At 73.6% G+C, this 13,864-nt stretch carries 10 protein-coding genes; 4 read left to right on the forward strand and 6 right to left on the reverse strand.

The window, feature by feature from the left end; all coding sequences use genetic code 11:
* Positions 1-33: 33 nt before the first annotated feature.
* Together ACFC51_RS18765 and ACFC51_RS18770 are read right to left on the reverse strand one after the other, a co-directional pair.
* A complete protein-coding gene (locus ACFC51_RS18765; RefSeq protein ID WP_376370571.1) occupies positions 34-1,395 on the reverse strand; it encodes a bifunctional o-acetylhomoserine/o-acetylserine sulfhydrylase in 1,362 nt (453 codons plus the stop codon).
* A 209-nt stretch (positions 1,396-1,604) separates the two neighbouring features.
* Positions 1,605-2,477, reverse strand: a complete 873-nt coding sequence (locus ACFC51_RS18770) for an RNA polymerase sigma factor SigF (protein ID WP_376370570.1) — start codon at positions 2,475-2,477, stop codon at positions 1,605-1,607.
* Positions 2,478-2,965: 488 nt separating this feature from the next.
* Here ACFC51_RS18770 and ACFC51_RS18775 point away from each other — a divergent pair, with 488 nt between their 5' ends.
* The 3 genes from ACFC51_RS18775 to abc-f all read left to right on the forward strand — a co-directional run bounded on the left by ACFC51_RS18775 (position 2,966) and on the right by abc-f (position 7,046).
* Complete coding sequence (locus tag ACFC51_RS18775) at positions 2,966-3,841, forward strand: GNAT family N-acetyltransferase (protein ID WP_376529708.1); 876 nt, start codon at positions 2,966-2,968, stop codon at positions 3,839-3,841.
* 24 nt (positions 3,842-3,865) lie between these two features.
* The gene (locus ACFC51_RS18780) at positions 3,866-5,071 is read left to right on the forward strand and encodes a PP2C family protein-serine/threonine phosphatase (RefSeq protein ID WP_376529710.1); all 1,206 of its coding nucleotides are present in this window, start codon (positions 3,866-3,868) and stop codon (positions 5,069-5,071) included.
* 301 nt (positions 5,072-5,372) lie between these two features.
* Positions 5,373-7,046 carry a ribosomal protection-like ABC-F family protein gene (gene abc-f / locus ACFC51_RS18785; protein ID WP_376370564.1) on the forward strand — a complete coding sequence of 558 codons (1,674 nt, stop codon included), beginning with the start codon at positions 5,373-5,375 and terminating at the stop codon, positions 7,044-7,046.
* A 54-nt stretch (positions 7,047-7,100) separates the two neighbouring features.
* On the opposite strand, the gene ACFC51_RS18790 is transcribed toward abc-f, so the two are convergent.
* Complete coding sequence (locus tag ACFC51_RS18790; RefSeq protein ID WP_376529712.1) at positions 7,101-7,607, reverse strand: NUDIX domain-containing protein; 507 nt, start codon at positions 7,605-7,607, stop codon at positions 7,101-7,103.
* A gap of 193 nt (positions 7,608-7,800) precedes the next feature.
* Here ACFC51_RS18790 and ACFC51_RS18795 point away from each other — a divergent pair, with 193 nt between their 5' ends.
* Entirely contained in the window at positions 7,801-11,292 is a 3,492-nt protein-coding gene (locus tag ACFC51_RS18795) for a phosphodiester glycosidase family protein (protein WP_376529713.1), read from the forward strand.
* 301 nt (positions 11,293-11,593) lie between these two features.
* Here the strand turns inward: ACFC51_RS18795 and ACFC51_RS18800 are convergent, their stop codons facing one another.
* From ACFC51_RS18800 to dhaK, 3 genes are read right to left on the reverse strand one after another with little or no spacing between them, the layout of a single operon-like run.
* Positions 11,594-12,004, reverse strand: coding sequence for a PTS-dependent dihydroxyacetone kinase phosphotransferase subunit DhaM (locus ACFC51_RS18800; RefSeq protein ID WP_376370559.1), 411 nt, complete (start codon positions 12,002-12,004; stop codon positions 11,594-11,596).
* Entirely contained in the window at positions 12,001-12,618 is a 618-nt protein-coding gene (dhaL, locus tag ACFC51_RS18805; protein ID WP_376529715.1) for a dihydroxyacetone kinase subunit DhaL, read from the reverse strand. Before dhaL ends, ACFC51_RS18800 begins: the two co-directional genes overlap by 4 nt.
* A gap of 46 nt (positions 12,619-12,664) precedes the next feature.
* On the reverse strand, positions 12,665-13,657 hold the full coding sequence (gene dhaK / locus ACFC51_RS18810) for a dihydroxyacetone kinase subunit DhaK (protein ID WP_376370555.1): 993 nt from the start codon (positions 13,655-13,657) through the stop codon (positions 12,665-12,667).
* Between the last annotated feature and the right edge of the window lie 207 nt (positions 13,658-13,864).

Consider the following 13,864-nt stretch of genomic DNA (forward strand, 5'->3'; position numbering starts at 1 on the left):
GGAGGGGGAGCGCGGAGGGTGCGGCGACCCGGTTCAGGACGCCGCCTTCGCGGCGCGGAAGCCTGCCTCCAGGTCCGCCTTGAGGTCGTCCACGTTCTCCAGGCCGACGGAGAGCCGGACCAGCCCCGCGGTGGCGCCGGTGGCGGCGAGCTGCTCCTCGGTCAGCTGGCTGTGCGTGGTGGACGCGGGGTGGATGATCAGGCTGCGCACGTCGCCGATGTTGGCGAGGTGGCTGAACAGCTCGACCGCGTCCACGAACCGCTTGCCGGCCTCCACACCGTCACGGAGCTCGAAGGCGAGCACGGCACCGGCGCCGCGCGGCAGGTAGCGCCGGCCCGCCCCGTACCAGGGGCTCGACTCCAGCCCGGCGTAGTGCACCGCCGACACCTCGTCACGGCCTTCCAGCCAGCGGGCGAGTGCCAGCGCGTTGGACGTGTGCCGCTCCAGGCGCAGGCTCAGTGTCTCCACCCCCTGGAGGAGCAGGAAGGCCGAGTGCGGGGAGAGCGCGGGGCCGAGGTCGCGGAGCAGCTGGACCCGCAGCTTCACCGCGAAGGCGCCGTGCCCGAGGTCCGGCCAGTACCGCAGGCCGTGGTAGCTCGGGTCGGGGGTGTGGAAGTCCGGGAAGCGCCCGGCGTGCGCGCCGAAGTCGAAGGTGCCGCCGTCCACGACGACACCGCCGATCGTGGTGCCGTGGCCGCCGAGGAACTTCGTCGCGGAGTGGATCACGATGTCCGCCCCGTGCTCCAGGGGCCGCAGGAGGTAGGGGGTGGGCACCGTGTTGTCCACGATCAGCGGCAGCCCGGCCGCATGCGCCGCGTCCGCCACGCTCCGGACGTCGAGGACGTCGCCGCGCGGATTGCCGAGGGTCTCCGCGAACAGGGCCTTGGTGTTCGGACGGATCGCGGCCCGCCACGCCTCGACGTCGTCCGGGTCGTCCACGAACGACACCTCCACGCCGAACCGGGGGAGCGTGTGCCGGAACAGGTTGTACGTACCGCCGTAGAGGGAGGCGGAGGAGACGATGTGGTCCCCCGCGCCGGCCAGGGTCAGCAGGGCGAGGGTCTCCGCCGCCTGGCCGGAGGCGAGCGCGACGGCGGCGACCCCGCCCTCCAGGGCGGCGATCCGCTGTTCGAGGACGTCCTGCGTCGGGTTGTGGATCCGGGTGTAGATGTTGCCGGGCTCGGCCAGCGAGAACAGGTCGGCGGCGTGCCCGGTGTCCTTGAAGACGAAGGACGTCGACTGGTAGATCGGCACCGCACGGGCACCGGTCGTCGGATCGGGGGCCGCGCCCGAGTGGATCTGCTTCGTCTCGAAGGACCAGGCGGTCGTGGCGTCCTGACGGTCGTGGTCCTCAGGGGTGTGCCCCGCGGCGACGGAGTCGACGGGCTGGCTCATGTCATACCTCGCACGGTGGTCCGGGGATGTCCGCGCGAGCACGGTGGCGCTGCGGCGGCGTACTGGTTACGGACCGTAGAGGCCGCCCCGGCCGGTGCGGAAGCAGCTCGCCCACGTGGCCACGAAGCTGCAATGCCGCCGCAACAGAGCGCGCCGGTCCGGCCCCGCGGTGTGCGGATGGCCGGACCGGCGCGCTCGGTCGTGGCGGGTCAGTCCTGGGCGAGCATCCCGTCGCGCAGCTTGCCCAGGATGCGGCTCAGCAGCCGGGAGACGTGCATCTGTGAGATGCCGAGCTCCTCGCCGATCTGGGCCTGGGTCATCTCCTGGCCGAACCGCATGTCGATGATGCGGCGCTCCCGGGCGTCGAGGCCGCCCAGCAGCGGCGCGAGCGCGTGGAGGTTCTCCACCGCCTCCATGGCGGGGTCGGGCTCACCCAGCACGTCGGCGAAGGTGCGCGCGCCCGAGGCGCGGCCCACCGGCTCGGCGGCGTCGGCGGGCATGTCGAGCGAGCCCGCGGTGTAGCCGTTGGCCGCGACGATGCCCTCGGTGACCTCCGCCTCCTCGAGACCGAGGTCCTCGGCGAGCTCCTGCACGGTGGGGTCCCGGTCGAGGTCGACGGCCAGCCTCTCCTTGGCCTTCGCGAGGTCCACCCGCAGTTCCTGAAGCCTCCGCGGCACGTGCACGGACCAGGTGGTGTCCCGGAAGAAGCGCTTGATCTCGCCGACGATGTACGGCACGGCGAACGAGGTGAACTCGACCTCACGGGCGAGGTCGAAGCGGTCGATCGCCTTGATCAGACCGATGGTGCCGACCTGGACGATGTCCTCCATGTCACCGCTGCCCCGGTTGCGGAAGCGTGCGGCGGCGAACCGTACGAGCGACAGGTTCATCTCGATGAGGGTGTTCCGGGCGTACTGGTGCTCGGGCGTGCCCTCCTCGAGCAGCTGCAGCCGGTCGAAGAAGAGCCTCGACAGATTCCGCGCGTCCCGCGGGGCTATCTGCCCGGCGTCCTCGATCCAGGGGAGACCGTCCGGAGCGCCTGCTCGTTCCGCACCGGCGGTCTGTGCAGTGTGCACGGTCATCCCGTCACGCTCCTCAGGTTGAATGCCATGAGGTACAGGCGCCTGCCCGGTGCTCCTCAACTCATGCACGAGAAGGTTGATTTGAGCCACACCGGCCGCCGCATTGGCTGAAAACGCCCGAATTCGTCCTCGTGGCCGCAGCGACGGGACCCCCGTGCGCACGTGAGCACACAGAACCGCCCCACCGGTACGGGGGAGCCCGGTGGGGCGGTCGTATCCAGGGTGCCACAGGCCGGGGCCCGTTGGGGCCGTTCCGGACCAGCGGCGCGCGATTCCCCGTATCCGTCCGCGCGCACGCCCGGCGGTGCCGAGGCGCCCGCTCTGCGCGGAGGGACCCAGGGTGCGGCGGAACGGGGCAGGTGACAGCTGCTCCGGCAGGGTCGGGGCCGCACGCAAGCCGGCGGATCGGCGGCCCGGGAATACACGCGGGGTGGAGCGGCCTTCCATCCGTGTCGCCGGCCGCCGATCCAACCGGAGTGAGAGAGTCCATGCCCGAGGTCACCCCTCTGCCCACGAACCCGTCGCCACGGGCCACCGACCCGTCCCTCGTGCGGGCGGCCGGCCCGGCTGCGTCGCGGGGGTCCGGCCCCCACGGCGGTACCGGGGAGCCCCACCCGCTGGACAACCCCGTCCTCGCCTCGCTGCACGGCCCGCACGCCCACTTCGCCGAGCGGCGCGGCCGCATCCTGCGCTACAGCCCCGACGTCACCCCGTGGGTCGCCCTGCCGGACGAGCCCGACGCCCGGGACTGGGCCGACGTCGCCGCGCTCGCGGGCCCCGGCGCGTCCGCCACCCTCACCGCCTTCCGCGAGCCCCCGCCCGCCGGCTGGGAGATCGTCTTCCACGCCGAGGGCGTCCAGCTGGTCGACGACACCCTGGACGCGGCCCCCGATCCGGAGGCGCTGCTCCTGGGACCGGCCGATGTGCCGGAGATGCTGGACCTGGTCGAGCGCACCCGCCCCGGCCCGTTCCTCCCGCGCACCGTCGAGCTCGGCACCTACCTCGGCATCCGCCGCTCCGGCGTCCTGGTCGCCATGGCGGGCGAGAGGCTGCACCCGCCGGGCTGGACGGAGATCAGCGGCGTGTGCACCGACGGGTCCGTGCGCGGTCAGGGGCTCGCGACGCGTCTCATCAGGGCCGTCGCCCACGGCATCAGGGAACGGGGCGAGACGCCGTTCCTGCACGCGGCGGCGGCGAACACCTCGGCCGTCCGGCTCTACGAGTCCCTCGGCTTCACCCTGCGCCGGAAGACCTCCTTCCTCTCCGCGCTCGTCCCGGCGGACGCCCCGGTGGGCACGGACCTGCACACCGACGCCAGGACCCGGGACCGGGGGACGGGTAGCTTGGAACAGGTGGGGCGTTAGCGACGAACATGCGGGAGGCCTGCCGTGGTCATGGGACTCCGGCGCCCGTCTGCGGCGCGCACGGCGCCGCTGCCCGGGGCGGATCCGGCCGAGACGACGGCGGGCGACGCACGCATCGGGAGCTGGGCGCTCGCGGTGTGGCTCCTCCTCCTGACCGTCGCGGTGGTCCTCCTCGACACCTTCACCGGCAACGACCTCCCCCTCATCCCGCTCCTGGTCGTGCTCCCCGCCCTGGCCTCCGTCTTCTGCACGGTCCGCCAGACCACCGGTGTGGCGGTATGGGTCACGCTCGTCGTCGTCGGCTCCCGGATCGCGTCGACGGGGGCCTTCTGGGACGTGGTCTTCCTCATCGGCTTCACGGCGCTCGCCAGCGCTCTGGGCGTCGTCGCCTGCGCCGCGCGCATCCGGCACGCCACGGAGGTGGCGAGGCTGCGCTCGGCCGCCGTGGCCCTGCAGCGCCAGATCCTGCGGCCCCTTCCCATCGTCACGCGACAGGTCTGTGCCCACGGCTTCTACGAGCCGATCGAGGAGGACCGGTTCGTCGGCGGAGACATCTACGAGGTCGTGCAGTCACCCCACGGGACCCGGGTCATCATCGGCGATGTGCAGGGCAAGGGCCTGCCCGCGATCGGCACCGGTTTCGCCGCGCTCGGCGCGTTCAGGGAGGCGGCGGTAAGGGAGCCCGATCTCACCGCGGTGGCCGGCGCGGTCGAGGACGCGGTCGTCCGGCACAACGCGTTCTCCGCCGAGACCGGTGACGCCGAGCGCTTCGTCACCGCCCTGCTGCTCGGTTTCGACGGCGGCGACCGGGTGCGAGCGGTGAACTGCGGCCACCTGCTGCCGTGGCTGCTGCACGACGGGGCGGCTTCGGCGGTCGACCTGCACCGGACGTCCGTACCCCTGGGGATCGCCGAGCTCGGTGGTGAGGCGCGCACCGCGGAGTGGATCGACTTCCCCCCGGGCGCCGCCCTCATGGTCTTCACCGACGGGGTGACCGAGGCGCGGGACGCCACGGGCGACTTCTACCCGTTCGCCGAGCGGCTCGGCCGCTGGGCCGGGCGGGGGCCGGACGAAGTCCTGAAGGAGCTCCAGTCCGACCTGCAGACGTTCTCCGGCGGAGTGCGCCGCGACGACGTCGCCGTACTCGTCCTGGAGCGGCCGCCGGCCGCCGGCGGCGCGGCGCCGTGCCCGGACGCCGGGACGGGCGAGCCCGCGCCGCAGCACCCGTGACTCCGGGCGCCGGCGGTCCGGTGGTGCCGAGCGCTGGTTCGAGGGTCTGCTCTCCGGCGGGCGAAAGGCCCGGTCCGTCCTCCCGTCCGTGGTTAGAATGGCGCCATGGGTTCGTACTACTTCTTTCTCTGATCCACGGCAGGACACGCCACCCGCGACGCCGGTCGTCGCCGTGTGACCTCCCGGTCCACACCGTGTGCCGCAGTCCTTTCCGCCGTCCGACACCCAGCCCCGCAGCGCACGCGTGCACGTGACACCGCTGTGCGCGCAGCCGAGGCATGTCACTCCAGGGAAAGCACCCATGACTTCTCAGCACCCCCGCGCCCAACTGGCCTTGACCGACGTCTCCAAGACCTACGGGGACCGGCCCGTCCTCGACCAGGTGTCCCTCACCGTCCGCCCCGGGGAGAAGGCCGGGATCATCGGCGAGAACGGGTCGGGGAAGTCCACCCTGCTCCGCCTGATGGCCGGGGCGGAGGCTCCCGACAGCGGTGAGATCACCGTCGCCTTCCCCGGCGGTACCGGTCACCTCGCCCAGACCCTCTCCCTCGACCTCCGCAGCACGGTCCAGGACGCCGTCGACACCGCCCTCGCCGAACTCCGCGCCCTCGAGCAGCTGATCCGCGCGGCGGAGGAGGCGATGTCCGCCGGCGATGCCACCGAGGCCCGGCTCGGGGCCTACGGGGACCTGCTGGCGGCGTACGAGGAGCGCGGCGGGTACCAGGCGGACGCCAGGACGGATGCCGCACTGCACGGCCTCGGACTCGGCCATCTGACCCGGGACCGCGTGCTCGGCACCCTTTCCGGCGGCGAGCAGTCCCGGCTGGGCCTGGCCTGCGTGCTGGCCGCGGCGCCGGAGCTGCTGCTCCTGGACGAGCCCACGAACCACCTCGACGCCGCCGCCGTCGGCTGGCTGGAGGACCACCTCCGCGCGCACCGGGGCACCGTGGTCGCCGTGACCCATGACCGGGCGTTCCTGGAACGGACCACGACCGTGATCATCGAGGTCGACCGTGACCTGCGGAGCGTCTCGCGCTACGGGGACGGCTGGGACGGCTACCGGACGGCGAAGGCCGCCGGGCTCCGCCGCCGTGCCCAGGACCACCAGGAGTGGCTGGCCGAGGTCCGCCGCGCCGAAGAACTGGTCAGCGCGTCCGGGCGGCGCCTCGGGGGCACCGGGAAGGATCCCCTGCAGGGCTTCGGGAAGCACCGCAGGTCGCACGAGGCCAAGCTGTCGGGCCAGGTCGGAGCGGCCAGGGCCCGCCTCGAGGAGCTGCGCCGCTCGCCCGTTCCCGCGCCTCCCCTGCCGCTGCGCTTCACCGCCGAACCGGTCCTCGCCCACGGTGGCGATCCCTCGGTGGCGGGGGCGGGGAGCTCCGCGCCCGTCGTCGAACTGGACTCCGTCCTCGTGGGTACCCGGCTGGACGTGGCGTCCCTGCGCGTCGAGCCGGGCCGGAGGCTCCTGGTCACCGGGCCCAACGGCGCGGGGAAGACCACGCTCCTGCGGGTCCTGGCCGGTGACCTCGCACCGGACGCCGGTACGGTCCGGCGGCGCGGCCGCATCGGCTATCTGCCGCAGGAGCTTCCCGTACGGCCCACCCGCCGCTCCCTGCTCGCCACCTTCGCCGCGGGACGGCCCGGCCACCCCGACGCGTACGTGGACGACCTGCTGGCCCTCGGCCTGTTCCGTCCGGAGGACCTGGCCGTGCCGGTGGCGGACCTCTCCGTGGGACAGCAGCGCCGGCTGGTCCTGGCCAGACTCGTGACACGCCCGGCGGATCTGCTCGTCCTGGACGAGCCGACGAACCACCTCGCTCCCGGTCTGGTCGAGGAGGTGCAAGCCGCACTCGACGGGTACGCGGGGGCCGTCGTGGTCGTCTCGCACGACCGCAGCTTCCGCGGCCGCTTCACCGGCGGGCGACTCGAACTCCGCGCGGGCCGCGTCGTGGAGGGATCCGGTCCACCGAGGCGGTGACGGAGCGTCCGTCGAGCCGGACCCGGCCGGGATCCGCCTCCCGTGCGGGAGGACCTAGGCCTCCGGGGGCGTGCCGTCCTCCCGCACGTGGGCGAGCAGCCGCTCCACGAAGGCCCGCTGGCCCGCCACCAGCCGTTCGAGCGCGTCCTTCGGGGTGCACCAGGCGAACCGGTCCAGCTCCGGGAACTCGCACAGCACACCGGACCCCGTCGGCCACTCCATGGTGAAGGTGCCCGGCACGGCCGCGCCGGGATCCAGCCACGCCTCCACCGCCCAGACGGTCACGATCTTGCCGCCGGACTGGCGCGCCTCGCCCAGCGGCACCCAGAGGCCGTCCGGGACCGGCAGTCCGAGTTCCTCCCCGAACTCCCGGCGCGCTGCGGCGGCGGGCTCCTCGTCCGGTCCGTACTCCCCCTTGGGGATGGACCAGAAGGCCGCCTCACGGTGGGCCCAGAAGGGTCCGCCCATGTGGCCGATCAGCACCTCGACGTCCCGGCCGCCGTCCTCGCCGGGGACGACGCGGTAGAGCAAAACTCCGGCACTGCGCTTGACTGTCGACATGTCGTCAAGTGTGTGGCGTGGCCGCCGGTGCAGCCACCCCGCCGTGAGGATCGGCGCCCGCCGGGGTCACTCCTTCGCCGCACGCTGTTACCCCTGATGTCCCCGTTGTCCTCTGGTGCGTCCCACCCGGCGCGGTCATGCTGTCCGCCGACAGCGCATTCCGCGCGCAATCCGCTCCGCACCAGGAGGAATTGTGGGCCTTGGCACCTTCCGCGCCGCCCTGCGGCCACTCGTGCTGCTGGCGACCGTGACGGCTCTGGCGGCCGGAGCCGTCGCGCCCGCGGCGGCCGACTCCACCCCGGACCCCCGCCCGCACACCCCCGCCGAGATCCTCAGACCCGTCGCGCCACCGGCCGCGAGCGGCTCCCGGGGCGACGCGAGATCCGTCGTCGACGGCGACGGCATCGAGACCGCCCGCGCCTCCCGCCCGGTCGCGCCCGGCGTCGAGCTGAGCTCGTACGACCGTCTCGAGTCCGACAAGTGGCTACGGGTCGACAGCCTCTCCGTGGACCTGGACGGCAGCGGGGTGCAGGCCGACTACCTCTCCTCGGGCAAGGTCACCGACCGGCGTCCGGTCTCCGAGCTCGCCGCCCGGCACGACCCGGGGAAGGGCCGCCGCACCGTCGCCGCCATCAACGCGGACTTCTTCGACATCAACCAGACGGGCGCGCCCCTGGGGCCCGGCGTCGAGAACGGCCGGACGGTCCATTCGCCGGCTCCGGGTGTCAACCGCGCGGTGGGCATCGGGCCGCAGAACGCCGGCCGTGTCCTGGAGCTGTACTTCGAGGGCACCCTGACCCTTCCCTCCGGCACACACCCGCTCGCCGCCTACAACGCGGCGGACGTACCCGCCCAGGGAGTGGGCGCCTACACCTCCGCCTGGGGCAGCGCCGACCGCGCACCGACCGTCGACGACACGCGGCCCGTCGCCGAAGTGGCCGTGCGCGACGGCAAGGTCGTCTCCCGGTCGGACACGCCGGGATCTGGCCCCGTGCCCGAGGACACCGTGGTCCTCGTCGGCCGGGAGGCCGGGGCCGGGCTGCTGGCCGCCCTGCGGCCGGGTGACCCGGTGGGCATCGCGTACCGGGCGCGCACCGACGGCGGAGCCGTGCCGCGCACCGCCGTGGGAGGTCGGGAACTCCTCGTCGTCGACGGCGCCGCGCAGAACCACGACGGCGAGGGCAACAACACCGCCGCACCCCGTACCGCCGTCGGTTTCTCCAAGGACGGCAGGACCATGCAGGTCCTCACCGTCGACGGCAGGCAGACGGACAGCGGCGGCGTCACCCTCACCGAGCTGGGCGAGATGATGCGCGAGGCCGGTTCCTACAGTGCGCTGAACCTCGACGGCGGGGGCTCCTCCACCCTCGTCGCCCGTGAGCCGGGCAGCGACGCGCTCCAGGTGGAGAACAGCCCGTCCGACGGCAGCGAGCGCACCGTCCCCAACGGCCTCGCCCTGACCGCGCCCGACGGCAGCGGCCGGCTCCAGGGCTTCTGGGTCGAGACCCGTACGCCTGCCGGTACGGCCCCCGGCGACGACCCCGTCCGAGGCGGTCACCCCGAGCGGGTCTTCCCCGGCCTGACCCGCCGGCTCACCGCCGCCGGCTACGACGAGACCTACGGTCCCGCGGCGGGAGATCCGCGCTGGCGTACCGTCAGGCCCTCGGTCGGCAGCACCGACGCGCGGGGCACGTTCACCGCCCGTCGCGGCGGGACGACCGACGTACGGGCGGAACGGGCCGGCGCCCACGGCGCGATCCGGCTCACCGTCCTGGACCGGCTGGACCGGATCCGGTCGACCACCGCGCGCGTCGGGCTGGCGGACAAGGACGCCGCCGGGAGCTTCGGCATCGTCGGATTCGACGCCCACGGGACGAGCGCACCCGTAGAGCCGGGTGACATCACGCTCGACTACGACCGCACGCTGTTCACGGTCGACGACGACGGCGAGGGGTCCTTCACCGTGCGGTCCCTCACCGGCTCCGGGGCGGGCCGGATCACCGCCACCGTCGCCGGCGTGAGCACCACGCTCGCCGTGAGCGTCGGCCTCACCGAACAGGCCGTGTCCGACTTCGACGACGCCGGATCCTGGACGTTCAGCCAGGCCCGCGCGGACGGATCGCTCGCCGCGACGCCCGAGGGGCACACCGGCACCGGCCTCCGGCTCACCTACGACTTCACCCGGTCGACGGCTACCCGTGCCGCCTACGCCGCACCGCCGCGGCCCGTCGCCGTGGAGGGCCAGCCGCAGGCCTTCACCCTCTGGATCAAGGGGGACGGCAACGGAGCCTGGCCGACCCTGCACCTCAAGGACGCCGCCGGATCCGACCAGCTGCTACGAGGGCCGTACCTCACGTGGACCGGCTGGCGGCAGGTCACCTTCGCGGTGCCACCGGGTGCGGCGACCCCGCTGTCGGTGTACCGCTTCTACCTCGCCGAGACGGCCGCCACCCGGCAGTACACCGGTGAGGTCGTCGTCGACGACCTCACCGCCCAGGTGCCGCCCACCGTGGAGCTGCCCGAACAGGAGCCGCCCGTCGATCCGCTGGTGGACACCGCCGCGGTGACCGAGGGCCGTGACTGGCGCTTCGCCGTCATGTCCGACGCCCAGTTCGTCGCGCGCGACCCGGACAGCGCCATCGTCGGACAGGCCCGTCGCACCCTGCGCGAGATCAGGGCGGCGCGGCCCGACTTCCTGGTCGTCAACGGGGACCTCGTCGACGAGGGGTCGCCCGCCGACCTCGCCTTCGCCCGCCGGATCCTCGAGGAGGAACTCGGTGACGCGCTGCCCTGGTACTACGTCCCGGGCAACCACGAGGTGATGGGCGGGAAGATCGACAACTTCCTCACGGAATTCGGTCCGGCCCGGCGCACGTTCGACCACGAGGGCACCAGGGTCCTCACACTCGACACGTCGAACCTGAGCCTGCGCGGCGGTGGGTTCGCCCAGATCAAGGAGGTACGTGCCCAGCTGGACGCGGCGGCGAAGGACCGGTCCGTCAGCTCCGTGATGCTGATCGAGCACGTGCCGCCGCGCGATCCGACCGCGCAGAAGGGGAGCCAGCTCGGCGACCGCAAGGAGGCCGCCCTCGTCGAGCGGTGGCTCGCCGACTTCCGGCGTACGACGGGCAAGGGAGCGGCCCTCGTCGGCAGCCATGTCGGCGTCTTCCACGCCTCGCACGTGGACGGGGTCCCGTATCTGGTCAACGGCAACTCCGGCAAGGCGCCGGCCGGTCCCGCGGACGAGGGAGGCTTCACGGGCTGGTCCCTGATCGGCGTCGACCGCGTGGGGCCCGTCCAGCAGGCGGCGGCGCGCCTGGAGCCGTGGCGGGGCGGACCCGACTGGGTCTCCGCCCAGACCCGCGCCCACGTCGACGCGCTCACCCTGGAGGTCCCCGCCGCGCTCGTCGCGGGGGAGCGCGCCGAGGTCGGCGCGCAGGTCACCCAGGGCACCCGGACCGTGCCGGCCGCCTACCCGCTCAGCGTGGACTGGACCGGATCCCCGAACCTCCGTATCGGGAGGACGGACGACGCCCGGGGACGGCACATCGCGACGCTGGACCCGGTGACGGGGACGCTCACCGCGCTCCGGCCCGGCACCGTCACGCTCGCGGTGACCGTCAACGGCGTCACGCGGCAGGCACAGGTGCGGATCGCGGCCGGGGCGGTGGCGCCCGCCGCCTGACGCCCCGCCGCCTGACGCCCCGTCGCACGCACACATCGTCGTACGTACGGATCGCCGCACGCACGGATCGCCGCACGGCTCCCGGACCCGCCCGGGAGCCGTGCGGTGTTCTCCTGCGCGCGTCCGGCCGGTGGGGAGTGCGCGCATGGGGCGGCCAGCCGAGCCGTGCGCGCCCTCGCACCGGCGCCGTGGGTTCCACGCCGATACGGAACGGGAGCGCTCCCGAATCGCCGGACACGAGTCCGTGTGCGGCCACCCTGCACCGGCCGTCCCTCCCTGCGGGGGCGCCCGGCGCAGTCCCTCACGCCTTCCGGTACCCGTAGGCGTCCGTGGCGGCCGCCTCCACCGTGTCCAGATCGCCTCCCGCCGACGCGGTCACCAGCGCGGCGACCGCGCCCTCCACGAACGGGGCGTCCACCAGCCGTGCCCCCTCCGGCAGTTCACCGCCCTCCGCCAGCATGGACTTCACCGTGAGGACGGCGCTGCCGAGGTCGACGAGCAGCGCGACCCCGGCACCCCTGTCGACCCTCCGGGCCGCTTCGGCGATCAGCTCCGTACTGGTCCCCAGGCCTCCGGCCGACGTGCCTCCCGCAGCCGCCACGGGAGCCGTCGCACCACCGGCAGCCAAGCCCTTGGCGAGCTCGACGACGGACTCGGCGACGGGCCCGCTGTGCGAGACCAGCACGATCCCGACCTGCTTCTCCTCGCTCACGCGTCGTCCCCGCCGCTCGTCCCCGCCGCCTCCGCGAGCGCAGCCAGGAGCAGCGCGGACGAAGCGGCGCCCGGATCCTGGTGCCCGATGCTGCGTTCGCCCAGATAACTGGCCCTGCCCTTGCGCGCGCGCAGCGGCACGGTCTCCAGGGCCCCTTCCAGAGCCGCGTCCCGCGCCCGGTCGAACGAGGCGCCCAGCACCCTGACCGCGGGGAGCAGTGCGTCGAGCATCGTCTTGTCGCCCGCCTGCGCCCCGCCGAGCTGCGCCACGGCGGCGACGCCCGCCCCGAGGGCCTCGGCCAGCTGCTCCCGCGTCACTTCCTCCGCGTCGCCCAAGGCCTTTCCGGTGCGACGCAGCAGCGTCCCGTACAGAGGCCCGGACGCTCCGCCGACCGTCGAGATCAGGTGCCGGCCGGCCAGCGTCAGCACCGTGCCCGGTCCGGTGGGGGCCTCCTTGTCGAGGACGTCGCTCACCGCCGCGAAGCCGCGGCGCATGTTGCTCCCGTGATCGGCGTCCCCGATCGCGGCGTCGAGCTCGGTCAGCCGGTCCGCCTCCCGGTCCATGGCGGCCGCGGTGGCGGTCATCCAGCGACGGAAGAAATCGGTGTCGAGCACAAGATCTCCTGTTCCTCACACACGGTGGAAAGGGCGGGAAGTACGGTCAACGGCCCCAGCGGAGGGCGGGCGTCTCCACCGGCGCGTCCCAGAGCCGCACCATCTCCTCGTCCACCTGGCACAGCGTCACCGAGCAGCCCGCCATGTCGAGCGACGTCACGTAGTTGCCCACCAGCGTACGAGCCACCGCCACGCCCCGCTCCGACAGCACCCGCTGCACCTCGGCATTGAACCCGTACAGCTCCAGCAGCGGTGTCGCGCCCATGCCGTTGACCAGCACCAGCACGGGTCCGCTCGGCCGCAGGTCCTCCAGCACCGCGTGGACCGCGACATCGGCGATCTCCCCGGACGTCATCATCGGGCGGCGCTCCCGGCCCGGTTCACCGTGGATCCCGATCCCCAGTTCCAGCTCGCCCGGCGGAAGATCGAACGTCGGTGTGCCCTTCGCCGGGGTCGTGACGGAGCTCAGGGCCACCCCGAAGCTCCGGGAGGACTCGTTCACCCGCCGGGCCATGGACTCCACACGCTCCAGCGGCGCGCCCTCGTCGGCGAGTGCGCCGGCGATCTTCTCGACGAACAGCGTCGCCCCGGTCCCGCGCCGGCCCGCCGTGAACGTGCTGTCGGCCACCGCAACGTCGTCGTCGACCAGGACCCGGGCGACCTGGACACCCTCGTCCTCCGCGAGCTCCGCGGCCATGTCGAAGTTCAGGACGTCCCCCGTGTAGTTCTTCACGACGAACAGCACCCCCGCGCCGCTGTCGACGGCGGCGGCGGCCCGCACCATCTGATCGGGCACCGGCGAGGTGAAGACCTCGCCGGGACAGGCCGCGGAGAGCATCCCGGGCCCGACGAACCCCGCGTGCAGCGGCTCGTGCCCCGACCCGCCGCCGGACACCAGCCCCACCTTCCCGGCCACCGGCGCGTCGCGCCGTACGACGAGACGGTTCTCCACGTCCACGACGAGCTCCGGGTGGGCGGCGGCCATTCCGCGCAGTCCGTCCGCGACGACGGTCTCCGGCACGTTGATGAGCATGCGCAACGGTTCCTCCTGGGGGGAGCGCCGGCCGGCAGTGTGCATCCGGCCGACTTGTCAGGTGCGTACGGCCCCAGTATCGAAGAGACCCCGGTGATCGGGAAGCGACGCGTCGGAACGCGCGTCCGGCGGATGGGGCCGGGCCGCTCCCGCCGTTCTTACGGTCCGGTGACGTGGGCGTGCCGTGCCGCCCCTCCCGCCTCCGGTCCGCCT

This window comes from Streptomyces sp. NPDC055962, assembly GCF_042270185.1.
In the GTDB taxonomy this organism is placed as follows: domain Bacteria; phylum Actinomycetota; class Actinomycetes; order Streptomycetales; family Streptomycetaceae; genus Streptomyces.